Below are 23,186 nucleotides of genomic sequence, written 5' to 3'. Positions count from 1 at the left end.
AGCGTCGAATGAGGGTCGGTGGCACGCCGATGGCCGCATGATAGCGAACGCTCCCCATTGCCGGTAGTCCATCTTGAAATGATTGACAAATCCGCGCGTCGGCGCGGCCGGCCATGCAGGGGAGCGTGGCGTGCGTTGCAGCGCGTCGCGGGGGCGTCGACGCGCTGCGCAACTTCAGGTGTTGTCGTCGGTCCAGCCGTCGTCGTTGCTGCCGAGATCCATGCCGCCGCCGCCGTTGCCGTCGCTCCAGTTCGAACTGTCGCCACGGCCGAGGTCGACACCCGGGTCGTTCTCCTGCCGGCGGCGCTCGCCGTCGACGATCACGTCGCGTTCGACCACGCGCTCGCGGCCGCCGGACATCGCCTCGCCGAGCAACACACCGGTCAGCAATCCACCCATGCCGCCGCCGAAACCACCGCCGCCTTGCTGGATCACTACCGGCGGTTGCTGCTGCGGGTAGGGCTGCTGCGGATACGGCTGCTGCGGATACGGCTGGCCTTGCGCGCCCGTCATGCGATCGGCTTCCTGCGCATACACGGAGCCGCTGCCGTTCGCCGGGGCCGCGGGCTGCGCGGCCGGGTCGGGACGGCCTTCGACGCGTGCCTTCACGCTGGCATGACGCTGTTCGAGTTCATCGACGCGATACGGCGGCACCGGATTCTTGCCGTTCGACAGCGATTCGACGAGCGTGCGCGCATCGGTCTCGATCGCTTCGAGCTCGCCCGTGAGCGCCGCGGCGCCGGGCGCCGTCGACAGCTTCGCGTCGAGTTTCAGCGGGCGGATGTCGTTCAGCACGTCGGTGGCGCGCTTGAGCTGCGTGCGGCGTTCGTCGTCGGCGCGGCTGTCGTCGGCCGTGCGTGCGCGCCGCAGCGTCCAGCGCAGCACCAGCGCGATCACCGCGACGATCAGTCCGAGGCCGATCCACATGCCGGTCGACGGACCGTGTTTTTCGGCCGGCGCGACAGCGGGAGCGAGCCCCGGCTGCAGCGTCCCTGCCTGCGTGGCCGACGGCACGTTGCCGCTCACGCGCGCGGCGTCGGCGCGGATGCGCGACTCCGTCTGCGCGAAGCGCGATGCGTCGGTGAACTTGAGTTGCGGATCGAGCGACTTCGCGCGCTGCAGTTGCTCGAGTGCGTCGGACGCGCGGCCTTCGCGGTCCAGCACCTGTGCGTACAGGTAGCGCGCATGCGCATTGTTCGGATGGGCGTCGATGACTTGCGACAGCTGCGTGTCGGCTTGCTGCCAGTTGCGTTGCGCGATCGATTGCTCGACCTGCTGCAGCGACGGGACCGCAAACGCGGCGGACGACAGCACCATCAGCGAGAGGCCGAGTGCGGCGAGAGATTTCTTCATGGTCGAACCGGGCGCAGGCGCCCGTCTCCTGACGATCGGTTCGCGCCGCGCCCGGGGCGGGCGGCGGCGCGGTTGCCCGCAGTGGCCGTTACTGCGCGGGCGTATCGAGCTGCTTCTTCAGCGCGGCGAGGCGATCCTCGACCGACGGGCCCTTGTTCAGCGCGGCGAGCTTGTCGTCGAGCGCCTTGCCGCTCGACGTGTCGGCCGAATTCAGGCGCGCGTCCGAGCGTGCGTTCTGCAGCGCGACCTTGTCCTCGAGCTTCTGGAAGTCCTCGGACAGGTTCTTGCCGCCGATGCCGCCCAAGGCACTTGCCGCGACGTCCTTCGCCTGCGCGATTTCCTGCTTGGCCTGCAGGATGTTCGAGCGTGCATTCAGGTCGTTGCGGCGCTGACGCATGTCGGCGATCTGCCCCTTCAGCTTCTCGACCGACGGCTCGAGCGTCGTCAATTCGGCTGCGAGCGCGTCACGCTCGGCTTCCGCGTTCGACTGCGCGCCGAGCGCCTCGCGGGCGAGTGCTTCATTGCCGGCCTGCAGCGCGCGCTTCGCGCCGTCCTCGTACTTCTTCACCTTGTCGTCGGCCGCATCGCGCTTGCTGCGCTGGGTCGCGACCTGTGCCTCGATCTCGATCAGCGAATTCTCGGCACGGCCGATGCTGTCGTCGAGCTCCCGCACGATCTGCCGTGCGTCGCGCGACGGATCCTGTACCGAATCGGCCGCATCGTTCAGCAGGCCTTTGATCGTGCGCGAAACAGAGTCGAAAAGCGACATGAAATCCTCCGTGGTTGAAAGGCGCCGCGTGAGAGCGGCAGTGCCCATTGCGAGCCGGTTCCGACCCGCATGAGCCGGCGGATATTACACCACCGGTTCACTTAAATACGGCTTAAACGCGCGAGTTCAAGCGGCTTGCGCATCAGGATGGCCGAACCTTTCGCGACTGAAAGAAAATCGGCTGTGCGCGCGATATCGCGTGTCCATGATAAGCAGAGGATGCCGACAATACGTTCCTCAAATCACGGCATTGCGGGAATTTTTACAAAAAATCGCGAAGGCACCCGGTCGATTTCATTAAAATGCGCTGTCACGTCGCGGGAACGGATCGCCGCGCGGCGGGGTCTGTCGACGTGACAGCCGCATCACGCTGTATCCGCTCTGATTCATTCGCCTGCATTTCCGCATGCGTCCGAGGGCGCCACGATCGCCCGCCATTCCGACATGCCAATTATCAAACGACCGCCTTCTTCTTCCGACAGGAACGAACCCCACTACACGCTGCGCCGTTCGCCGTCCGGAGCCTATTACCCCGATGACGACGATCGCGACGACGACCGCCGCACCCAGCGGAGCGGCGGCGGAGGGCGCGGTCGCTCGTTCGGCTCGCGCGTCATGCTGTGGTTCGCCGGCCTCATCGCGACGCTGGCGATCGTCGGCGCGCTGATCGTCGGCTACGCGCTGGTCGTGATGGCGCCGCAACTGCCGTCGCTCGATGCGCTGACCAACTACCAGCCGAAGGTGCCGCTGCGCGTGTTCACGGCCGATCATGTGCTGATCGGCGAGTTCGGCGAGGAGCGCCGCAGCCTCGTGCGCTTCCAGGACATTCCGGACGTGATGAAGAAGGCGGTGCTCGCGATCGAGGACTACCGCTTCTACGAACACGGCGGCGTCGACTTCGTCGGCATCCTGCGCGCGGGTGTCGCCGACCTGATGCACGGCGGCGCGCGCCAGGGCGCGAGCACGATCACGATGCAGGTCGCGCGCAACTTCTTCCTGTCGAGCGAGAAGACCTACACGCGCAAGATTTACGAAATGCTGCTCGCGTACAAGATCGAGAAGGCCCTAACGAAGGACCAGATTCTCGAGCTGTACATGAACCAGATCTATCTCGGCCAGCGCTCGTACGGCTTCGCGGCCGCCGCGCGCGTGTATTTCGGCAAGGACCTGAAGGACATCACGCTGGCCGAAGCCGCGATGCTCGCCGGGCTGCCGAAGGCGCCGTCCGCGTATAACCCGGTCGTCAATCCGAAGCGCGCGAAGGTGCGCCAGGAATACATCCTGAAGCGCATGCTCGAGGTCGGCTACATCACGCAGCCGCAGTACGACGCGGCCGTGAAGGAAGAGATCCACGTGCGCACGCCGGGCAACCAGTACGCGGTGCACGGCGAGTACGTCGCCGAGATGGTGCGGCAGATGATGTACCAGCAGTACAAGGACGAAACCTATACGCGCGGGCTGACCGTCACGACGACGATCAACTCGTCCGACCAGGAAGCCGCGTACCAGGCCGTGCGTCGCGGCATTCTCGACTACGAGCGCCGCCACGGCTATCGCGGGCCGGAAGCGTCGATCAAGCTGCCCGCGGCCGGCGACGACCGCGACGAGGCGATCGACGACGCGCTCGCCGATCACCCGGACAACGGCGACCTGCAGTCGGCGGTCGTGCTGTCGGCATCGCCGAATGCGGTCGAGGTGCAGTTCGTCGGCGGCGCGACCACGACGATCGGCCCGGCCGGGCTGCGCTTCGTGGCGGGCGCGCTCAGCCCCCGCGCGAACGACACGCTGCGCATCAAGCCGGGTTCGGTCGTGCGCGTGCTGAAGGACGGCAAGACGGGCTGGCAGGTCGTGCAGCTGCCGCAGGTCGAAGGCGCGCTCGTCGCGATCGCGCCGCAGGACGGCGCGATCCGTTCGCTCGTCGGCGGCTTCGACTTCAACAAGAGCAAGTTCAACCACGTGACGCAGGCATGGCGGCAGCCGGGCTCGTCGTTCAAGCCGTTCATCTACTCGGCGTCGCTCGACAAGGGGCTCGGGCCGGCGACGATGATCAACGACGCGCCGCTGTACTTCCCGCCGAGCGTGCCGGGCGGCACCGCCTGGGAGCCGAAGGACGACGACCAGCCGGACGGCCCGATGACGATGCGCACCGGCCTGCAGCGTTCGAAGAACCTCGTGTCGATCCGGATCCTCGCGTCGATCGGTACGCAGTACGCGCAGCAGTACGTGACGCAGCGCTTCGGCTTCGATCCCGCGAAGACGCCGCCTTACCTGCCGATGGCGCTCGGCGCGGGCCTCGTGACGCCGCTGCAGCTCGCGACCGGCTATGCGGTGTTCGCGAACGGCGGCTACAAGGTCGATCCGTACCTGATCGCCGAAGTCGACGACGCACGCGGCCAGCCGCTGCAGAAGTCGCAGCCGGTGCTCGCGGGCAGCACGGCGCCGCGCACGATCGAAGGCCGCAACGCGTACGTGATGAACAGCCTGCTGCATTCGGTCGCGACGGCCGGCACGGGCGCGGGCACCAACGCACTGGGCCGCAGCGACCTGCAGGGCAAGACGGGTACGACGAACGATGCGAAGGACGGCTGGTTCGCCGGCTACCAGCAATCGCTCGTCGCGGTCGCGTGGATGGGCTTCGACCAGCCGAAGAGCCTCGGCAGTCGTGAGTTCGGCGCGCAGCTGGCATTGCCGATCTGGGTGAACTACATGCGCACCGCGCTGAACGGCGTGCCCGAGCAGCAGATGCCGATGCCGGACGGCCTGACCTCGATCGACGGCGAGCTGTTCTACGCCGATCGCACGCCGGGCAACGGCTTCGTCGCGAACGTCGACATCAACCCGGCCGAAAACGCGATCAGCGCGAACGACGCACTCGGCTCGGCCGGTGCGGCGGGGCTTGCGCCGCCGCCTGTCACGCCGCAGGAGAAGCAGCAGATCATGGACATGTTCGAGAACAAGTAAGCGGCACGCTGCGGTTCCGGCATGCGACGGGCGCCTTCGGGCGCCCGTTTTTTTTGCGCGGATTGCCGGCAGACGGAGAAGGGAGAATCAGAACGATGCGCAGGCCGGCACGACCGTCATGCCGACCGATTGCTGGTGGAAGCGTTGCATGTACGGTTGCCGGATCGCGGCGAGCCGCGTACGCGTGTCGGGCGTATCGTCGGCGATGATACGGATCACGAAGCTGTCTTCGCGCGTGATCCCGCCGCTTGCCCGGTCGCGCCACTGGCCGTGCGTGTCCCAGTAGGTGAGGCCGTCGGGGAACCGTGGTGTGACCGTGTCCGCGAGGAATGCCGCGCGCTCCGCATCGGTGACGGGGCCGCGCCCCGTGATGTCGCGCCCGAACAGCAGGTCGGCCTGCAGCATGGAGTTTTCGCCCGGCTGCGTGCAGGCCGACGGCGCGCCGACGACGGGCGAGGGCGGTGCCGCGCAACCGGAGAGCAGGGCGATCGCCATGACACGTGCGGCCAGCGACCGCATCTGCCCATTTCGTGACGATCGACCTCCGCGCGCGCAAAACGCTGCGCGCTCAACCACTTGCGTGCTTGTCCGGCGGGTTATCAACAGGGCTGTCAACATTATCTGGGGATAACCCTAGGTTCGTTCACGTGTGCCCGAGGTGGGGTCAGTGCTGCGGTTTCGCGTGCGCGAGATGCATGCCGAGCGTGGCGGGGTCGGTATTGGTGCCCGACAGCAGCACGCCGACGCGCTTGCCCTGCAGCGTTTCGCGCAGCGGGCCGAGCAGGGCGGCCAGCGCGGCCGCGCATGCCGGTTCGACCGACAGTTTCAGTTGCGAGAACAGGAACAGCATCGCGGCCCGCAGCGCGTCGTCGGACACGGTGACGATGCGGTCGACGTGGCGCCGGCACAGCTGGTAGCTGTATTCCTCGGTATGCGGCGCCATCAGCGAATCGGCGATCGTCTGCATCGCGCTCATCTTGATCGTGTGATTCGCCGCGAAGCTGCGGCTCATCGCGTCGGCGCCTTCCGGCTCGACGCCGTACACGTGTACGCGCGGGTTCGCGAGCCGCAGCGCGGTCGCCATGCCGGCCGCGAGCCCGCCGCCGCCGATCGGCACGATCACCGCGTCGAGGTCGGGCGTCTGGGTCGCCCATTCGTAGCCGAGCGTCGCGGTGCCGAGGATCGTGTGATAGCCGTTGAACGGATGGATGAAGAAGCGGCCTTCCTCGGCCTCGATCCGCCGGACCAGATCGAATGCCTGCGATGCGCTGCCGGCCAGCACGACTTCCGCACGGTACTGCTTGCACTGCGCGATGCGTGACGGACTTGCGGTATGGAACATCACGACCTTGGCGCTGCTGCCGAGCCGCATCGCCGCGTACGCGACGGCCGCCGCGTGATTGCCGGCCGACACGCAGGTGACGCCGGCGTTCTTGCGCGCCTCGTCGAGCGCGAGCAGGTGCGTGAATGCGCCGCGCGCCTTGAAGCTGCCGCTCGCCTGCAGCAGCTCGAACTTGAAGTTGACGTGCGTGCCCTCGAGGGACGGCAGGTCGGCGCGTTCGAACACGGGCGTGCGCGCGACCCACGGCGACAGCGCGAAATGCTGCGCGGCGATTTCGTCGAGCGTGGGGATCGGCTCGCCGTCGATCGTCGTATGGGCGGTGCCCTGTTGTTCAGTCGACATGACGTGGCGGGTGGCGGAGTGGGCCGGCCCGCACACGCGAGCCGGCGTGGCGGGAGGCAGTCAGTGTGCGTCGACCGACATGCTGCGGATGAACTTGCGCAGGAACTGTTCGCAGCCGGCGAGCTGCGCGAGCTCGACATATTCGTTCGGCTTGTGCGCCTGCTCGATGTTGCCGGGCCCGCACACGACGCTCGGGATGCCCGCGCGTTCGAACAAACCGGCCTCGGTACCGTACGCGACCTTGCGCTTGTCCTGGTCGGCCGTCAGCGCGCGCACGAGCTGCGTGATCGCGGCCTGTTCGGTCGCGTCGAGGCCGGGCGCCGCGGCGATCTTCGAGAACTCGATCGCGGCATTCGGATGCTCGCGCAGCATCTGCGGCAGCAGCGTGTCCCGTGCATACGCTTCGATGCGGGTGAAGATCTGCTCGGGATCGAGCGTCGGCAGGTTGCGGAACTCGAAGTCGAAGCGGCATTCGGCCGGCACCGTGTTGATCGCGTTGCCGCCCTGGATCGTGCTCGTCTGCGCGGTCGTGAACGGCACGTCGTACAGTTCGTCGAACGGGCCTTCGGCGCGAAAGCGCTCGGCGATGTCGCGGATGTGGCAAATGAGGCGCGCCGCATACTCGATCGCGTTCAGCCCCTTCGGCGTCAGCGACGAATGCGCGGCGTGGCCGCGCACGCAGCAGCGGTACGCATTGATGCCCTTATGCGCGATGATCGGCCGCATGCTGGTCGGCTCGCCGACGATGCAGCCGGACGGTTGCACGCCGCGCTTGACCAGATCCGCAATCATCAGTGGCGCGCCGGCGCAGCCGATTTCCTCGTCATAGGACAGCGCGAAATGGATCGGCTTCGCGAGCTTCGTCGCCTGCATCTCGGGCAGCAGCGCGAGCGCCGCGCCGATGAAGCCCTTCATGTCGCAGGTGCCGCGGCCGTACAGGCGGCCGTCGCGGATTTCCGGCGCGAACGGGTTGCTGTCCCATTGCTGGCCGTCGACCGGCACGACGTCGGTATGCCCCGACAGCACGATGCCGCCGTTCGTCGAGCCGTCGTGCGCGGGCACGGTCGCGAACAGGTTTGCCCAGCCTTCACGCGGATCGTGCGTGATCGTCGATGCGATGCCTTTCGCGGCGAGCGCGTCGCGCACCGTTTCGATCAGGCCGAGATTGGGCACGCGGCTCGTGGTGTCCATCGACACGAGTTGCTTGATCCAGGGCAGGCTGACGAGCGACGCTTCGCCTGGAGTTGCGGCGGAAGGCGCTGTCGCGTCGAGAGTGGACATGGCAAAACTCCGTCTGATGAATGGGAAAATCATACTCAAAAACGCGTCGGCCCGCCTTCGTCGGGCGCGATGCGGTGCAGCAACGTCGCGCCCGTCAGGATTGCGTCAGCGCGCCGCGACGGCCGCCCCCTGTTTCGGGCCGAGCGCGCGCAGCGTTTCCTTGATCGTCGACACGCGGATCGCGAGATCGGGCGAGCGCGTCTCGATGCGCAGCTTGTCCTGGCCCGCGAGCTTGATGTGCCGGTGCTTCTGCACCATCTCGATGATCCGCATCGGATCGATCGGCGGACTCGGCTCGAACTGCAGCCCGATCGCGACCTCGCTCGCGTCGATCTTCACGATGCCGAGCGGCTTCGCGGCGATCCGCAGCCGGTGTGTCTCGACCAAGGCGTGCGCCTGCGGCGGCAGCTTGCCGAAGCGGTCGATCAGTTCTTCCTGGATGCCGTCGATCGCGTCGCCGTGCTCGCAGTTCGCGAGACGCTTGTACAACGACAGCCGCTCCTGCACGTCCGCGCAGTAGTCGGCCGGCAGGATCGCCGGCGCATGCAGGTTGATTTCCGTCGTCGCGGCGAGCGGGGCGGTGAGGTCGGGCTCCTTGCCGTTCTTCAGCGCCTTCACCGCGTCGTTCAGCATGTCCGTATAGAGCTGGAAGCCGATCTCGTGGATTTCGCCGGACTGCTTGTCGCCGAGCACTTCGCCGGTGCCGCGGATCTCGAGGTCGTGCATCGCGAGATAGAAGCCCGAGCCGAGTTCCTCCATCTGCTGGATCGCTTCCAGCCGGCGCTGCGCCTGCTTGGTCAGCGACTGCGGATCGTGGACCAGCAGGTACGCATACGCCTGGTGGTGCGAGCGGCCGACGCGGCCGCGCAGTTGGTGAAGCTGCGCGAGGCCGAACTTGTCCGCGCGGTGCATGATGATCGTGTTCGCGCTCGGCACGTCGATGCCGGTCTCGATGATGGTCGTGCAGAGCAGCACGTTCGCGCGCTGCGCGACGAAATCGCGCATCACGCGTTCGAGCTCGCGTTCGTGCATCTGGCCGTGCGCGATCACGATGCGCGCTTCCGGCACGAGCGCCTCGAGCATCGCCTTGCGGTTCTCGATCGTCTCGACTTCGTTATGCAGGAAGTACACTTGGCCGCCGCGCTTCAGTTCGCGCAGCATCGCCTCGCGGATCACGCTTTCCTCCTCGCGGCGCACGAAGGTCTTGATCGCGAGCCGCTTCTGCGGCGCGGTTGCAATGACCGAGAAATCGCGCAGCCCTTCGAGCGCCATCCCGAGCGTGCGCGGGATCGGCGTCGCGGTGAGCGTCAGCACGTCGACTTCCGCGCGCAGCGCCTTCAGCGCTTCCTTCTGGCGCACGCCGAAGCGGTGTTCTTCGTCGATGATCACGAGGCCGAGCCGCTTGAACTGCACGTCCGACGACAGCAGCTTGTGCGTGCCGATCACGATGTCGACGCTGCCTTCGTTGATTTGCGCGATTGCCGCGTTGACTTCCTTCGTGGTCTTGAAACGCGACAGCTCGACGATCCGCACTGGCCAGTCCGCGAAGCGGTCGGCGAAGGTCTGCGTGTGCTGCTCGGCGAGCAGCGTGGTCGGCGACAGCAGCGCGACCTGCTTGCCGCCCAGCACCGCGATGAACGCGGCGCGCAGCGCGACCTCGGTCTTGCCGAAGCCGACGTCGCCGCACACGAGGCGGTCCATCGGCTTGCCGCTCGTCATGTCGCCGATCACGGCCGCGATGGCGGCCGCCTGGTCGGGCGTTTCCTCGAAGCCGAAGCTTTCCGCGAACTTCACGTAGTCGCGCGGATCGAGCGAGAACGCGTGGCCTTCGCGGGCCGCGCGGCGCGCGTACAGGTTCAGCAGCTCGGCGGCCGTATCGCGGATCTGCTGCGCGGCCTTGCGCTTCGCGCGCTCCCACTGGCCGGAGCCGAGCGCGTGCAGCGGCGCGCTGTCGGGATCGGCGCCGCTGTAGCGCGAGATCACGTGCAGTTGCGCGACCGGCACGTAGAGCTTGCTGTCGCCCGAGTATTCGAGATGCAGGAATTCGGTCTCGCCTTCGCCGAGATCCATCGACACGAGGCCCATGTAGCGGCCGATGCCGTGCTGCGCGTGGACGACCGGGTCGCCGACCTTCAGCTCCGACAGGTCGCGCACCATCGCGTCGACGTTGCTCGCCTGTTCCTGCCGGCGGCGGCCCGCGCGGCGGCCGAGCGCGCCGTACAGCTCGGTTTCGGTGACGATCGCGTAGCCTTCGCCCGGCACCGCGAAGCCATTTGCGAGCGGCGCGACGCCGAGCGCGAAGCGTGCGTCGCTCTCGAGCCAGCCGGCGAAGTGGTCGTTCGACGCGGGGCGCAGATGGTGTTCGGCGAGCAGCTGCAGGATCGTTTCGCGGCGGCCGGCCGATTCGACGGTCAGCAGCACGCGCTTGCCCGACGATTCGACGAACGTGCGCAGCGACGCGAGCGGATCGTCGGCATGGCGATCGACGGTGAGCTCGGGCAGCGCCGTCGCCCAGCCGCCGGCCGGCTGCGCGGGCAGCACGACCCGTGCGAACGGCTTCGCGAACGCGAAGAAATCCTCGTCGGACAGGAACAACCGCTGCGGTTCGAGGATCGGCCGCTCGCGATCGTGCGCGAGGAACGCATGGCGCTGCTTCGTATCGGCCGTGAAGCGGCGGATCGACGCTTCGAGATCGCCGGTGAACACGAGGTGCGCGTCCTGCGGCAGGTAGTGGAACAGCGTGGCCGTCTCGTCGAAGAACAGCGGCAGGTAGTACTCGATGCCGGCCGACGGCACGCCGTTGCCGATGTCCTTGTAGATCGGCGCACGGCTCGGGTCGCCTTCGAAGGTTTCGCGCCAGCGGCTGCGGAAGGCCGTGCGTGCGGCTTCGTCGAACGGAAACTCGCGGCCGGGCAGCAGGCGCACGTCGCGCACCGGGTAGAGGCTGCGCTGCGTGTCCGGGTCGAACGCGCGGATCGAGTCGACCTGGTCGTCGAACAGGTCGATCCGGTACGGCAGCGGCGAGCCCATCGGGTACAGGTCGATCAGCGAGCCGCGCACGCAGTATTCGCCGGGCCGCACGACCTGGCTCACGTGCTCGTAGCCGGCCAGCGTGAGCTGCGCCTTCAGCTTCGCCTCGTCGAGCCGCTCGCCCTGCGCGAATGCGAACGTGTACGCGGCCATGAACGACGCGGGCGGCATCCGGTACAGCGCTGTGGTCGCGGGCACGAGCAGGATGTCGCAGCGGCCCTCGCCGAGGTCGTGCAGCGTCGCGAGACGCTCGGACACGAGATCCTGGTGCGGCGAGAACGTGTCGTACGGCAGCGTTTCCCAGTCCGGCAGCAGGCGCACGCGCGCATCGGGCGAGAAGTAGCGGATTTCCTGCGAGAGCCGCTGCGCGTCGACCGCGTTCGCGCAGATCACCGCGAGGAGCGGCACGTCCTGGCGGTTGTCGGCGAGATAACGGGCGATGGCGAGCGCGTCGGCGGAGCCGTGCGCGCCGTCGAAGGCGAAGCGCTGGCCGGGCTTGACGCGGGCAACGGGCGAGGCGGACGGGGTGGAAGCGTTATCTGGCATAGGGACGACAGGGGTGGCGTGCACGGGCGCATCGCGGTGCGCCGGTCGAGACGAAAGACCTATTATAAAATCCGCTTCTCGATTTCATCTTTCCGGCGTTTCCTTTCGTGACTCCCCGACTTTTCGCCCTGATTCCCTGTGCCGGCACCGGCAGCCGTTCCGGCTCAGCCGTGCCGAAGCAATACCGCACGCTCGCCGGCCGCGCGCTGCTGCATTACACGCTTGCCGCATTCGACGCGTGCAGCGAATTCGCGCAGACGCTCGTCGTCCTCGCGCCCGACGATTCCCACTTCGACGCGCGCCGCTTCGCGGGCCTGCGCTTCGCGGTGCGCCGCTGCGGCGGCGGCTCGCGCCAGGCGTCGGTATTGAACGGGCTGCTCGAACTGGCCGAATTCGGCGCGACCGACCACGACTGGGTGCTCGTGCACGACGCCGCGCGCCCGGGCATCACGCCGGAGCTGATTCGCACGCTCGTCGCGACGCTGAAGGACGATCCGGTCGGCGGCATCGTCGCGCTGCCGGTGGCCGATACGCTCAAGCGCGTGCCGGCCGGCGGCGACGCGATCGCGCGCACCGAGTCGCGCGACGCGCTGTGGCAGGCGCAGACGCCGCAGATGTTCCGCATCGGCATGCTGCGCGAGGCGATCCTGCGCGCGCAGCGCGAAGGGCACGACCTGACCGACGAAGCGAGCGCGATCGAATGGGCCGGCCATACGCCACGCGTCGTGCAGGGCAGCCTGCGCAATTTCAAGGTCACGTATCCGGAAGATTTCGCGCTCGCGGAAGCGATCCTCGCGCGCTCCACGAACGCTTCCTAACTTTCACCCCCTCACAATCGGAATACGCATGGATTTCAGAATCGGACAAGGCTACGACGTGCACCAGCTCGTCGAGGGGCGCCCCCTCATCATCGGCGGCGTGACGATTCCGTACGAACGCGGCCTGCTCGGCCACTCGGACGCGGACGTGCTGCTGCACGCGATCACCGACGCGCTGTTCGGCGCGGCGGCGCTCGGCGACATCGGCCGTCACTTCTCCGACACGGACGCGGCGTTCAAGGGCGCCGACAGCCGCGTGCTGCTGCGCGAGTGCGCCGCACGCATCAAGGCGGCCGGTTTCACGATCCAGAACGTCGACAGCACCGTGATCGCCCAGGCGCCGAAGCTGGCGCCGCATATCGACGGGATGCGCGCGAACATCGCGGCCGATCTCGGGCTGCCGCTCGATCGCGTGAACGTGAAGGCGAAGACCAACGAGAAGCTCGGCTATCTCGGCCGCGGCGAGGGGATCGAGGCGCAGGCTGCCGCGCTGCTGGTGAAGCAGGGCGGCTGATGCCCGGCTGCGGCGGCGCGCGGTTCGCCCGCCGCGGCGCGCGGCGGAAATGAAAAATGCCACGCGGATGCGTGGCATTTTCGTTTGGCGCGGCGACCGGGCCGGCGCGACTGCCGGCCGGGTGGCGCAACCGCTTATTCGCCTTCTGCGGCGATCACTTGCGCGGCGGCGTTGATCACCGACGCGATACGGCCGACGTCGCGCAGCTGCGTGACGGTCATTCCTTGCTCGTTCTTCAGCAGCGCATAGTGCGACTTCACGCAGAAGTGGCACTTGCCGACGATCGATGCGGCGAGCGCGTACATCTCGAACTTGCGCTTGTCGACGCCGCCGTGCGTCGCATATGCGCCCATCCGCAGCTCGGCGCGTTGCGTCTTCAGGTCGGCATCGTCGGCCATCTCGACATACGGATACCAGGTGTTGTTCATCCCCATCAGCGCGGCCGCCGTCAGCACGGCGTTCGTCTCTTCGGGCGACAGGACGCCGGCTTCGCGGATCGTCTTGATGAGCACTGTGCTCTTCGCCGCGATGGCCGCCGCCAGCGCGACGCCGACCGCGTCGGTGCCCTCGAGCGACGAGCGCGAGATCGTGCCGTCGAGGTTCAGGCGAATGTCCTTCGCGTAGTCGGGAATACGCGCCTTAATCGAGTCGATGAATTCCATTGATATCTCCTATGGGTTGGCCGTTAAAAAAGCCCGCAGGCAGGACGTGCGCCGCGGGCTTCGTGCATCGATGCGCTTACAGCGTTGCGCCGCCGACTGCACGGTTGCACGGGCACAGTTCGTCCGTTTGCAGGCCGTCCAGAATCCGCAGGACTTCTTCCGGGCTGCGGCCGACGTTCAGGTTGTTCACCGAAACGTGCTGGATCGTGTTGTCCGGATCGACGATGAACGTCGCGCGCAGGGCCACGCCGGCTTCCTTGTCGCGCACGCCGAGCTGGTCGATCAGCTCGCCCTTGACGTCGCCGAACGAGTAGTGGTTCAGCTTGTCGAGGTCCTTGTGCTCACGGCGCCATGCGAGCTTGACGAATTCGTTGTCCGAGCTGCCGCCCAGCAGGACGGCATCGCGCTCTTCGAACTGCTTCGTGAGCTTCGCGAATTCGACGATTTCCGTCGGGCACACGAACGTGAAATCCTTCGGATAGAAGTAGATGATCTTCCACTTGCCCGGGAACGACGCTTCGGTGACGGTCTCGAACGCCGACTGGCCGTTTTCCTCGTGATTGTTGAAGCCCGGCTTCGCGGCTACGACGGTGAAAGCTTCGAGTTTATCGCCCACGGTTTTCATGCGGATACTCCTGTATGAGTTGGGAAGAAGACTGAGTCAAGCTACCTCGGTGCTGCAACGATGATGTGACAGCATGAGTAAAACTATAACACTATTAGTTATTCGCTTCAATAGATTTTGACTAACGATCTTCATAGCTTTTTTCAACCGGATCGATAGTGTGCAGCGCAAGAAGCGTGCGCGAGCGCGTCACGCAGTCGCACGCGCCTTGCCGGCGCCGGGGAATTCGAGCGTGACTTCGAGGCCCGCTTCCGGGTTGCGGTTGCGCAGGCGCAGCGCGCCGCGATAGCGGCCGACGAGGCGCAGCACGATCGCCATCCCGAGGCCCGTGCCGTCCGCCTTGGTGCGCGCGGTGTCGACGCGGTAGAACGGCCGCATCACGAGCGGCAGCTGATCCTCGGGGATGCCGGGGCCTTCGTCGCTCACCGACAGTTCGACACGCGCGTGCGACACGCGTGTCTCGAGCGTGATGCGCGACACGCCGTCCTGCTTGCTCTGGCCATACTTGCGCGCGTTCTCGACGAGGTTGCCGATCACGCGGCGCATGTCGGTCTCGTCGGCTTCGATCACCGCGCTCGGCGCAAGCCGCGTGCGGATCTCGACGCCATCCTCGCCCGACACGCGCGCGGCGACTTCCTGCGCGATCGACGACAGGTCGACGGGCTCCGGCTTGCGTTGCGACGGGCGTGCGTAGTCGATGAAGGCCGCGATGATGCGGTCCATCTGCTCGATGTCGTCGACCATCGCATCCTTGGTCGCCTGGTCGGACGGGCTCATCTCGGTTTCGAGCCGCAGCCGCGCGAGCGGGGTGCGCAGGTCGTGCGAGATGCCCGCGAGCATCAGCGCGCGGTCGGCCTCGAGCTGCTCGAGGTCGCGCACCATCTGGTTGAAGCTGCGATTGGTCTCGGCCGCGACGCCCATCCCGCGCTCGGGCAGCAGCTCGGGTGTCTGGCCCGAGCCGATCTGCCGCGCGGCCAGCGCGAGCCGCGAGAACGGCCGGTTCACCAGGCTGGTGATGAACGCGGAGCCGAACAGCGACAACGCGAGCGCGAACAGCCCCCAGCCGGCCCACTGCAGGCCCGTGACGTTGTCGAGCTGGTCGCGGTCGAGCGCGACCCAGTAATCGTCGTCGTCGATCTTGAAGCTGATCCACACGCCGGGAATGTCGTTGACCGACTGCGCGATCACGGTATCGTCGCCGAGGCGGCTGCGGATGTCGTGTTCGATCAGGCGGTTCAGCGATTCGTCGGGCTGCAGCTTGAACTTGTCGGTCTTCTCGCGCGGGTAAACGCGCACGCCCTCGTTGCTCTCGAGATCCTGCAGCAGCGCGCGCCGCAAATCGGGATCGGAATAGAGCAGGGCGGTGCGCGTGAGCTTCACGATCGCGACGAGCTGGAGAGCCACGCGCTGCGCACGCGGCTCGCGCTCGATCACGCGAAAGCTCTGGAACCACGCGGCGAGACTGACCGAGATCAGCAGCGCGATCAGCAGGAAGGTGCGCCAGAACAGCCCGCCGAACGCGAGCTGAAGGAGGCGCCGGTCGATACGCATGGGACGGGCCGTGGGCGGGCGAAACCGGAAAGGAAAAAGGTCAGGCGGCGCCGTCCGGGATGAACACGTAGCCGAGGCCCCAGACGGTCTGGATGAAACGCGGGCTGCCCGGATCCGGTTCGATCAGCTTGCGCAGGCGCGAGATCTGCACGTCGAGGCTGCGGTCGAACACTTCGTATTCACGGCCGCGTGCGAGCTCCATCAGCTTCTCGCGCGACAGCGGTTGGCGCGGGTGACGCGCGAACACCTTCAGCACCGAGAACTCGCCGGTGGTGAGCGGAATTTCCTGGCCGGACTTCGTCAGCGTGCGCGTCGCGAGGTTCAGCGAGAACTCGCCGAACTCGAACACCTCGGTGGTTTCCGACGGCGCGCCCGGCAGTTCGGCCGGCGCCTGGCGCCGCAGCACCGCATGAATGCGCGCAACGAGTTCGCGCGGGTTGAACGGCTTCGGCAGGTAATCGTCGGCGCCCATCTCGAGGCCGACGATGCGATCCACGTCCTCGCCCTTCGCGGTGAGCATGATGATCGGCGTGCGGTCGTTGCTGCCGCGCAGGCGGCGGCAGATCGACAGGCCGTCTTCGCCCGGGAGCATCAGGTCGAGCACGAGCAGGTCGAAACGCTCGCGTACCCAGAGCTTGTTCATTGCGGTCGCGTTTTCCGCGACGTAGACATTGAAACCCTGCTCGCCGAGATAGCGGCGCAGCAGATCGCGCAGGCGCGGGTCGTCGTCGACGACGAGAATCTTGGAGGGGTTTTTCGTTTCCATGATCGGCATCTTATCGCGAATGGGAATTGGCGCACGGCCGTGTATTTTCGGGCGTTACAGTCGGTTACAAAATTTACCCGTAGTGTCGCGCCGAGTAAAGGCAGGCTATAGAGATTCCTTTACTCGAAGCCGAAATTCGGTAGATACTCCCCTGCACTCCATCATTCATCTTTGCACACCCGAATTCCGCAGGGTTTTTCAAGTACCAGAGGTAGCCGGTTGCCGCGTGACGAAGGGAACAAATCGACCAAAGAAGCGAGGACGGTCATGCGATCTGCCCGGATTGCACTGATGCTGACGATCGCGCTCGCCGGTCCGTATGCGTCGAACTTCGCGTATGCGCAGCGCCCCGAGCAGGGCGCATCGTCGCGCAAGCTGCCGCGCGGCAAAGCGCCGCAGTCCGATCGCACCGCCGAGATGACGGTCCGTTCCGCCGTGCCTCCCGATCTCGAACAGCGCCGCCGCGACGGGCACATGACGCCCGAGGAACGCCACCTTTTGCGCCAGCACATCGAAGACGCCGTTCGCGAGCTGTACAAGCGCTGACACGCCGTCTTTCGCCCTCCGCGAAATACTTCGCGCGGAAAAGATTCGTAGCAATTTTCCCGTCAACTTTCGCCTGCCGATCGCCGTTGTACCGGCATCCGCACCGCCGGTGCGCTCCGGGAGTCCATGACGATGAAAGCGAACGCTGCCGCACCGGCGCCGTCGCCCGCCATGCAGTCGCCGCTCGACGCCGACGATGCATTGTTTTTCCTGAGTCGCACCGGTTTTTCTCCCGCGCCCGCCGATGTTGCGCGCGTCGTCGGCATGACGCGCGCGCAGGTCGTGGCCGACACGCTCGGCAACGTTCGCCGCGACCCCGTTACGACCTGGCCCGACTGGGTCGCCGAGTTGCCGCCGACGCGCGCGCAGCGCCAGGCGCTGACGCCCGACATGCGGCGCGACGAGCAGCGCGAGCGCAACGTTCGGTACGATGCGCTGCGCGCGGCGTGGGTCAACGAGATGATCGTCACGCCGTCGCCGCTCACCGAGCGCATGACGCTGTTCTGGCACGGGCATTTCACGTCGGGGCAGGACAAGGTGCCGTACCCGCAGACGATGGCGGCGCAGAACGCACTGTTTCGCCGCGAGGCGCTCGGCAACTTCGGCGTGCTGCTGCATGCGGTCGCGAAGGATCCGGCGATGCTGCAGTACCTCGATGGCGCGAGCAATCGCAAGGGGCGCCCGAACGAGAATTTCGCGCGCGAGGTGATGGAGCTGTTCACGCTCGGCGAAGGGCATTACACGCAATACGACGTGACCGAAGCCGCGCGTGCGATGACGGGCTGGACGGTCGATCCCGATACGTATCGCTTCGAGGTTCGGCAGGATTGGCACGACGCCGGCGACAAGACGATCCTCGGCGAAACGGGGCCGTTCGATGGCGACGGCTTTCTCGACATCCTGCTGAAGCGGCCCGGCACCGCGCGTTTCATCGCCGCCAAGCTGTGGCGCGAGTTCGTGTCGGATACGCCCGATCCGGGCGCGCTCGATGCGGTGGCCGAGCGGTTTCGCTCGAGCGGCTACGACATTCGCACGGCGCTCGCCGCGCTGTGGTCGACCGACGCCTTCTGGGATCCTCGCAACCGCGGCGTGCTCGTCAAGTCGCCGGCGGAATTCGTCGTCGGGTCGGTGCGGTTGTTCGACGTGTCATACGGCGATCCGCAGATGCTGGCGAACACCGTGCGCACGCTCGGGCAGAACCTGTTCTATCCGCCGAACGTGAAGGGCTGGCCGGGCGGCGCGCTGTGGATCAACAGCACCACGTTGCTCGCGCGCAAGCAGTTCGTCGAGCAACTGTTCCGCGCGACGGAGACGGCCGGCATGCACCCGCCGGCGCATCCGATGGCGCCGCCGACGAATGCCCGTGCGCACGCGATGCCGGTAGTCGAGACGGCATCCGCTGCCGGCATGCACGGAACGCCTGCCAAGCCCGCGCGCGCCGGCCTGCGATTCGACCTCGAACGCTGGCTTGCGCAATATCGCGCGCGGCCGCAGGCGATCGCCGGTTTGTCGACCGAGCTTCAGCTGCAACATGCGGTGCTGCAGTTGTCGCCGGTCGCGGCGATCGACACGGATTCGACCGGCAGTGCGTATCTCGAGGCGCTGCTGATGGATCCGGCCTATCAACTGAAATGATTCGAACGACGATGAAGCGGGGAGCCGGTGCGGCAAAGGTGCCGGGCGGCGAACCAAAGGATGCGCGATGAACCGACGTGATTTTCTGACGCTGACGGGCGCCGCGGCCGCGGCCGGCGTGTCGATGTGGCAGGCCCCTGCGATGGCGGCTTCCGTGGCGCAGACGGGGCGCCCATCGGCGGCCGGGTACGCGAACGTGCTGATCCTCGTCGAGCTGAAGGGCGGCAACGACGGCCTCAACACGGTGGTGCCATATGCGGACCCGCTGTATTACCAGTTCCGCCGCGGCATCGGCATCAAGCGCGAGCAGGTGCTGCAACTCGACGCGCACACGGGGCTGCATCCGTCGCTTGCGCCGTTGATGCCGCTATGGCGCGACGGGCAGGTCGCGGTCGTACAGGGCGTCGGCTATCCGCAGCCGAACCTGTCGCATTTCCGCTCGATCGAGATCTGGGATACCGCGTCGCGCTCGGATCAATATCTGCACGAAGGCTGGCTGACGCGCACGTTCGCGCAGGCGCCCGTGCCGCCCGGTTTCGCGGCCGACGGCGTCGTGCTCGGCAGCGCCGAGATGGGGCCGCTCTCGAACGGTGCGCGGGCGATCGCGCTCGTCAATCCCGCGCAGTTCATTCGTGCGGCCCGGCTTGCCGAGCCTTCGTCGCTGCGCGAACAGAACCCCGCGCTCGCACACATCATCGAGGTCGAGAACGACATCGTGAAGGCGGCCGACCGGCTGCGTCCGCGCGGCGGGATGCGTGAATTCCGGACGGCCTTTCCGGCCGGCGCGTTCGGCACGTCGGTCAAGACCGCGATGCAGGTGCTGGCCGCGTGCGAAGCGTCCGGGCCGGGTGCGCAGGATGGTGTCGCGGTGCTGCGCCTGACGCTCAACGGCTTCGATACGCACCAGAACCAGCCGGGGCAGCAGGCTGCGCTGCTCAAGCAGTTCGCGGAAGGGATGAGCGCGATGCGCGGCGCGTTGATCGAGCTCGGGCGCTGGAACCAGACGCTCGTGATGACGTATGCGGAATTCGGCCGGCGCGTGCGCGAGAACCAGAGCAACGGCACCGATCACGGCACGGCCGCGCCGCATTTCGTGATGGGCGGCCGCGTGGCTGGCGGGCTATACGGTGCGCCGCCGGCGCTCGGGCGGCTCGACGGCAACGGCAACCTGCCGGTCGCGGTCGATTTCCGCCAGCTCTACGCGACCGTGCTCGGGCCGTGGTGGGGGCTCGACGCGACCCGCGTGCTGCAGCAGCGCTTCGATACGCTGCCGTTGTTGAAGGCGTGAGGCGCGAGGGTCAACGCCGGCGTGCAGCGCGCCACGCGATCCACAGCTTGCGGATCGGCGTCAGCGCGATGCGCTGGTGCAGTACCTGGTAGCCGTCGCGCTCGATTTCATCGAGCAGTGAGCCGGTCAGTGCGATCTGCGCGCGCAGCGTGCGCTGCGCGCGGCGTTCGGATGCGGGGATCGCTGCTTCGGCGGCCACGAGCGCTTCGCGCGCGCGGGCTGTCTGGAATTGCAGCAATTCGGTGAAGGCCGGGCTGTAGCGGCGGTTCAGCAGATCGGCCGCGGTCACGTTGTAGCGCTGCAGTTCGTCGATCGGCAGGTAGATGCGGCCGTGGCGCGCATCGTTGCCGAGGTCCTGCACGAATTGCGCGAGCATCAGCGCGCGGCCGGCGTCCGCGGCCCACGGTTGCGGGTCGGCCGGGTTCGCGGCGCTGGCGCGCGCGACCAGCGACGCGAAGACGCCGCCGACTTGCGCGATATAGCGCTGCAGGTTCGCAAAATCGAGGTAGCGCGCCTGTTCGAGATCCATCCCGTAACCGTTGACGAGCGTGCGCAACGCATCGGCCTCGGCGGCGATCGCCGGATGATGCTGGGCAAGCGCCTTCGTGACCGGGTGCGACGGCTGCCCGTCGGCTAGCGCCGCGAGTTCCTTGTGCCACCACGCGAGCTTCGTGTGTCCGATGGTCGGGTCGCTGGTTTCCTTGACGGTTTCCTCGAGTTCGCGGCGCAGCGCGAACAGGGCGGTCAGGCGCGGTTGCGTGGCGAGCGGCGCCTGGCGCAGCGCGTAGTAGACGCTGGAGCCCGCGGGGGCGGCCTTTTGCTGACAGTAGTCGTCGAAGTTCACGGGCGGAATCGTGTGGGGAGGCGGGTTCGGGGGACGCGCGGCGGCGCGGTGCCGAAACGTCGAGCGCGGCATTCTAGCATCGCTGCACGACGGGTGCCGGCAAGGGCGAGACAAGCCCGCACGGATCGGGTAGAATCTCGCGCTCGCCTGATCGGGCGTGCCGGATACAAGCCGGCGCGATGTCCGGCACGCGTGGCAACGCATCTTTCGTGCCGCGTGATCAGGCAACAGAAATGCGCGTGAGTGGCGAAATTGGTAGACGCACCAGGTTTAGGTCCTGACGCCCGCAAGGGTGTGCCGGTTCGAGTCCGGCCTCACGCACCACAGTTCAGTAACGCACCCGTCGCGGCTACCCCCTAAGAGCGATTGCAAGGTGGTCGATCCAGGCACGGTTGTTTTTTGTCGATAACCGGCAACGTGCCGGCTACCCTCTGCCTTCTGCACAAACCCGGCCTGTTCGCTGATTCGCCGGACGTGTAACTGCAAATATTCATCCCGGTTTGATCACGCTGCACGAATACGCTGCCCTGTTCGTGGACGGGTGCGGGGTTTAGCCGCTTGGCGCGATGCACGTCGCGTATGCATTCGATGTGCGAGATCATTGATACGACATCGTGAACGAGAGTTGCCCATTTACCGATCCCGGCTGCATCGCATCCGACGTGCGCAGATATCTCGCGACTAGCGGAATGCTGAAGCTGTTTCCGGATGCCTGGCCGGCGCTCCACTGATTCGGGTTGCCGGCGGTTGCGGCGTCGGGGCCGAAATTGACCGGGGCCGAGTTACGGAGGACTTGGTAGCCGATCCCCTGTGCGGTCGATGATTTGGTCAGGGACACGATATTCGATCTATTTCCCGGATTCGAGACATCCGTCAGGGTCACGTAAACACCCAGGCCGGGCGAGCACGAATTCAGATCGATGGAGAATTTCGTGTCTCCTGCCGTTGCTCCGACTTTGTTCAACTCCTTGGCCATTACCTGTGGCATCGGGACGTTGATCGATGAGTCCGAGACCTTGCATGTCTGGCCTTTCACGGACAGGATGCCATTGACCCGCAGGACGTAACTTGTTCTGGCCCCGCCCTGTGTGACTCGCCAGGTCATGGTGGGAAGGGTGCTTCCGTCGGCCGTTCCGGATTGAATGGGGCCGGTCACGACAAGCGTGACGCCGGCGTTGAAGACCCTTGCGATTAGGGCGTCCGGACTGGCCGACATGCTGAATGGGGCGAGCTGGGTGTTGCTGAAGCCGGGAACCGCAGCACGGAACTGAATACCGATTCCCGGTATGCCGGTTTCGTATACGTTTGTATAGCCGGGCACGAGTTTCCCGTTGCTGATTTCGGCTGTTGTTTGTGCTGACATTACCGAAGTGCAGTACGTGAAAATCGTATCCCACCCGTGAGCGTACGCCGTATCCGTACTTCCGACGGCCTTGTCGCGCGGTATCAACCGCTCGCTCACGTTTAGGGCCGGAGAGAGGGGGCTGGGAAGGCGGTTGTTGGATGGGTCTACGAAGTAGCAGTCTGCCCACGAATAACTTGAAGCAAGGATCGTTATGGCTAATAGCGTGACTTTGATGGGTGAGATCATATTCATTTTGTGAAGGGCGAGCTATTGCATGGTTCTTTTAACCAGGATATTGGTTGATAATAATTTATATTTAAATTTCACCGTTTATTATAGATAAACTCCGACTCCTATTGTTTGGGACAAGTACGAAAAATTATTCGTTTTTTGTGTCTATGCGCAGTCGGCGGGGGGGCGCCATGCATCAGACGTTTGACAGTTACGACCGATAAATGGGTATTCGCCTCAAGGGCGATCCATGCTCGATTGAGTGAATGCCGGTCGATTGATGTGTTGAATTCAACGGCGGTTCATCAAGATCGGACGCGTGTAATATTGACCACTTCCATACAAGAAGCACATTCGACGAGGCCACCGATGAAAAGCACCACCCGCATGCCGATTCCCGTTCTGGCGCTGATGTTGGCTGCGCCGGCATTAGCGTCGACGCCTGCCGACAACATCGCCTGGAGCGCCAGGCCGGTGCAGTTGGCCGGACCGTCGTCGGCGTGCTCGGCTTACTCGGGGCGGGTGATGTCGGGCGGTGAGCCGCTGTCGACCGAAACCGTGCTGAAAGCGGTCGGCACGTCGCTGGCCGGCTCCGCGCTAGGCCTCGCCATTGGCGGATATCAGGGCGCAGCCCCCAATCCGTGTGCCCGCCCGGGTCTGTGATCGGCTCGCGGGCGAACCGCACGGATCGCCGCTTCACCTGACCAGTTCGACAACAAGCGCCGCGCGTCGCCCGA

Annotated in this window: 19 protein-coding genes and 1 tRNA gene; 8 read left to right on the top strand and 12 right to left on the bottom strand. The window is 66.2% G+C overall.

From position 1 onward, the window contains the following. Window positions 1-174 precede the first annotated feature (174 nt). Both CFB50_RS10830 and CFB50_RS10825 read right to left on the bottom strand, forming a co-directional pair. Window positions 175-1,353, bottom strand: coding sequence for a tetratricopeptide repeat protein (locus CFB50_RS10830; RefSeq protein ID WP_089445831.1), 1,179 nt, complete (start codon window positions 1,351-1,353; stop codon window positions 175-177). Between the two features lie 88 nt (window positions 1,354-1,441). Beyond that, on the bottom strand, window positions 1,442-2,122 hold the full coding sequence (locus CFB50_RS10825; protein ID WP_069248233.1) for a PspA/IM30 family protein: 681 nt from the start codon (window positions 2,120-2,122) through the stop codon (window positions 1,442-1,444). A gap of 444 nt (window positions 2,123-2,566) precedes the next feature. Here CFB50_RS10825 and CFB50_RS10820 point away from each other — a divergent pair, with 444 nt between their 5' ends. Continuing rightward, entirely contained in the window at window positions 2,567-5,083 is a 2,517-nt protein-coding gene (locus CFB50_RS10820; RefSeq protein WP_089445830.1) for a penicillin-binding protein 1A, read from the top strand. Between the two features lie 87 nt (window positions 5,084-5,170). Here CFB50_RS10820 and CFB50_RS10815 read toward each other — a convergent pair whose 3' ends face one another. The 4 genes from CFB50_RS10815 to mfd form a co-directional block, all read right to left on the bottom strand. After that, entirely contained in the window at window positions 5,171-5,602 is a 432-nt protein-coding gene (locus CFB50_RS10815; RefSeq protein WP_089445829.1) for a DUF3574 domain-containing protein, read from the bottom strand. A 145-nt stretch (window positions 5,603-5,747) separates the two neighbouring features. Then, complete coding sequence (locus tag CFB50_RS10810; protein ID WP_089445828.1) at window positions 5,748-6,767, bottom strand: threonine/serine dehydratase; 1,020 nt, start codon at window positions 6,765-6,767, stop codon at window positions 5,748-5,750. A 60-nt stretch (window positions 6,768-6,827) separates the two neighbouring features. Beyond that, window positions 6,828-8,048, bottom strand: a complete 1,221-nt coding sequence (argE, locus tag CFB50_RS10805; RefSeq protein WP_089445827.1) for an acetylornithine deacetylase — start codon at window positions 8,046-8,048, stop codon at window positions 6,828-6,830. Between the two features lie 105 nt (window positions 8,049-8,153). Then, window positions 8,154-11,624: a transcription-repair coupling factor gene (gene mfd / locus CFB50_RS10800; protein WP_089445826.1), complete on the bottom strand. Its 3,471-nt coding sequence runs from the start codon at window positions 11,622-11,624 to the stop codon at window positions 8,154-8,156. A gap of 107 nt (window positions 11,625-11,731) precedes the next feature. Here mfd and ispD point away from each other — a divergent pair, with 107 nt between their 5' ends. Together ispD and ispF are read left to right on the top strand one after the other, a co-directional pair. Next, window positions 11,732-12,442: a 2-C-methyl-D-erythritol 4-phosphate cytidylyltransferase gene (gene ispD, locus CFB50_RS10795; RefSeq protein ID WP_011352390.1), complete on the top strand. Its 711-nt coding sequence runs from the start codon at window positions 11,732-11,734 to the stop codon at window positions 12,440-12,442. A gap of 28 nt (window positions 12,443-12,470) precedes the next feature. Beyond that, window positions 12,471-12,956: a 2-C-methyl-D-erythritol 2,4-cyclodiphosphate synthase gene (ispF, locus tag CFB50_RS10790; RefSeq protein ID WP_021160386.1), complete on the top strand. Its 486-nt coding sequence runs from the start codon at window positions 12,471-12,473 to the stop codon at window positions 12,954-12,956. Window positions 12,957-13,090: 134 nt separating this feature from the next. On the opposite strand, the gene CFB50_RS10785 is transcribed toward ispF, so the two are convergent. From CFB50_RS10785 to ompR, 4 genes are all read right to left on the bottom strand, one after another. Beyond that, a complete protein-coding gene (locus CFB50_RS10785) occupies window positions 13,091-13,618 on the bottom strand; it encodes a carboxymuconolactone decarboxylase family protein (protein ID WP_011352388.1) in 528 nt (175 codons plus the stop codon). Window positions 13,619-13,694: 76 nt separating this feature from the next. Then, window positions 13,695-14,243 (bottom strand): peroxiredoxin, encoded by a 549-nt coding sequence (locus CFB50_RS10780; protein WP_006478563.1) that lies wholly within the window; start codon window positions 14,241-14,243, stop codon window positions 13,695-13,697. Between the two features lie 189 nt (window positions 14,244-14,432). Next, window positions 14,433-15,794 (bottom strand): ATP-binding protein, encoded by a 1,362-nt coding sequence (locus CFB50_RS10775; RefSeq protein ID WP_089445825.1) that lies wholly within the window; start codon window positions 15,792-15,794, stop codon window positions 14,433-14,435. A gap of 40 nt (window positions 15,795-15,834) precedes the next feature. Next, the gene (gene ompR / locus CFB50_RS10770; RefSeq protein WP_006478565.1) at window positions 15,835-16,569 is read right to left on the bottom strand and encodes an osmolarity response regulator transcription factor OmpR; all 735 of its coding nucleotides are present in this window, start codon (window positions 16,567-16,569) and stop codon (window positions 15,835-15,837) included. Between the two features lie 258 nt (window positions 16,570-16,827). Between ompR and CFB50_RS10760 the strand changes: the two genes are divergently transcribed. The 3 genes from CFB50_RS10760 to CFB50_RS10750 all read left to right on the top strand — a co-directional run bounded on the left by CFB50_RS10760 (window position 16,828) and on the right by CFB50_RS10750 (window position 20,029). Beyond that, window positions 16,828-17,106, top strand: coding sequence for a hypothetical protein (locus CFB50_RS10760; RefSeq protein WP_011352385.1), 279 nt, complete (start codon window positions 16,828-16,830; stop codon window positions 17,104-17,106). A gap of 132 nt (window positions 17,107-17,238) precedes the next feature. After that, on the top strand, window positions 17,239-18,741 hold the full coding sequence (locus CFB50_RS10755) for a DUF1800 domain-containing protein (RefSeq protein WP_089446087.1): 1,503 nt from the start codon (window positions 17,239-17,241) through the stop codon (window positions 18,739-18,741). Between the two features lie 67 nt (window positions 18,742-18,808). Further along, window positions 18,809-20,029 carry a DUF1501 domain-containing protein gene (locus tag CFB50_RS10750; RefSeq protein WP_089445824.1) on the top strand — a complete coding sequence of 407 codons (1,221 nt, stop codon included), beginning with the start codon at window positions 18,809-18,811 and terminating at the stop codon, window positions 20,027-20,029. A gap of 10 nt (window positions 20,030-20,039) precedes the next feature. On the opposite strand, the gene hpnD is transcribed toward CFB50_RS10750, so the two are convergent. Next, on the bottom strand, window positions 20,040-20,873 hold the full coding sequence (hpnD, locus tag CFB50_RS10745) for a presqualene diphosphate synthase HpnD (protein WP_089445823.1): 834 nt from the start codon (window positions 20,871-20,873) through the stop codon (window positions 20,040-20,042). Window positions 20,874-21,110: 237 nt separating this feature from the next. Between hpnD and CFB50_RS10740 the strand changes: the two genes are divergently transcribed. Continuing rightward, window positions 21,111-21,197 (top strand) — tRNA-Leu (locus CFB50_RS10740). A gap of 274 nt (window positions 21,198-21,471) precedes the next feature. On the opposite strand, the gene CFB50_RS10735 is transcribed toward CFB50_RS10740, so the two are convergent. Then, window positions 21,472-22,464 carry a fimbrial protein gene (locus CFB50_RS10735; protein ID WP_179254168.1) on the bottom strand — a complete coding sequence of 331 codons (993 nt, stop codon included), beginning with the start codon at window positions 22,462-22,464 and terminating at the stop codon, window positions 21,472-21,474. 354 nt (window positions 22,465-22,818) lie between these two features. On the opposite strand from CFB50_RS10735, the gene CFB50_RS10730 reads away from it, so the two are divergent. After that, entirely contained in the window at window positions 22,819-23,112 is a 294-nt protein-coding gene (locus tag CFB50_RS10730) for a hypothetical protein (RefSeq protein WP_089445821.1), read from the top strand. Window positions 23,113-23,186: the final 74 nt, after the last annotated feature.

This window comes from Burkholderia sp. AU33423, from assembly GCF_002223135.1.
Taxonomy (GTDB): domain Bacteria; phylum Pseudomonadota; class Gammaproteobacteria; order Burkholderiales; family Burkholderiaceae; genus Burkholderia; species Burkholderia lata_D.
Note: the sequence above shows the minus strand (reverse complement) of the source record. Positions and strands in the feature narration are given on the sequence as shown.

Excerpts from the sequence above, each read along its gene's own strand:
- CFB50_RS10830 (WP_089445831.1), bottom strand. The coding sequence starts at position 1,353 with ATGAAGAAATCTCTCGCCGCACTCGGCCTCTCGCTGATGGTGCTGTCG.
- CFB50_RS10825 (WP_069248233.1), bottom strand. The coding sequence starts at position 2,122 with ATGTCGCTTTTCGACTCTGTTTCGCGCACGATCAAAGGCCTGCTGAAC.
- CFB50_RS10820 (WP_089445830.1), top strand. The coding sequence starts at position 2,567 with ATGCCAATTATCAAACGACCGCCTTCTTCTTCCGACAGGAACGAACCC.
- CFB50_RS10815 (WP_089445829.1), bottom strand. The coding sequence starts at position 5,602 with ATGCGGTCGCTGGCCGCACGTGTCATGGCGATCGCCCTGCTCTCCGGT.
- CFB50_RS10810 (WP_089445828.1), bottom strand. The coding sequence starts at position 6,767 with ATGTCGACTGAACAACAGGGCACCGCCCATACGACGATCGACGGCGAG.
- argE (WP_089445827.1), bottom strand. The coding sequence starts at position 8,048 with ATGTCCACTCTCGACGCGACAGCGCCTTCCGCCGCAACTCCAGGCGAA.
- mfd (WP_089445826.1), bottom strand. The coding sequence starts at position 11,624 with ATGCCAGATAACGCTTCCACCCCGTCCGCCTCGCCCGTTGCCCGCGTC.
- ispF (WP_021160386.1), top strand. The coding sequence starts at position 12,471 with ATGGATTTCAGAATCGGACAAGGCTACGACGTGCACCAGCTCGTCGAG.
- CFB50_RS10785 (WP_011352388.1), bottom strand. The coding sequence starts at position 13,618 with ATGGAATTCATCGACTCGATTAAGGCGCGTATTCCCGACTACGCGAAG.
- CFB50_RS10780 (WP_006478563.1), bottom strand. The coding sequence starts at position 14,243 with ATGAAAACCGTGGGCGATAAACTCGAAGCTTTCACCGTCGTAGCCGCG.
- CFB50_RS10775 (WP_089445825.1), bottom strand. The coding sequence starts at position 15,794 with ATGCGTATCGACCGGCGCCTCCTTCAGCTCGCGTTCGGCGGGCTGTTC.
- ompR (WP_006478565.1), bottom strand. The coding sequence starts at position 16,569 with ATGCCGATCATGGAAACGAAAAACCCCTCCAAGATTCTCGTCGTCGAC.
- CFB50_RS10760 (WP_011352385.1), top strand. The coding sequence starts at position 16,828 with ATGCGATCTGCCCGGATTGCACTGATGCTGACGATCGCGCTCGCCGGT.
- CFB50_RS10755 (WP_089446087.1), top strand. The coding sequence starts at position 17,239 with ATGAAAGCGAACGCTGCCGCACCGGCGCCGTCGCCCGCCATGCAGTCG.
- CFB50_RS10750 (WP_089445824.1), top strand. The coding sequence starts at position 18,809 with ATGAACCGACGTGATTTTCTGACGCTGACGGGCGCCGCGGCCGCGGCC.
- CFB50_RS10735 (WP_179254168.1), bottom strand. The coding sequence starts at position 22,464 with ATGATCTCACCCATCAAAGTCACGCTATTAGCCATAACGATCCTTGCT.
- CFB50_RS10730 (WP_089445821.1), top strand. The coding sequence starts at position 22,819 with ATGAAAAGCACCACCCGCATGCCGATTCCCGTTCTGGCGCTGATGTTG.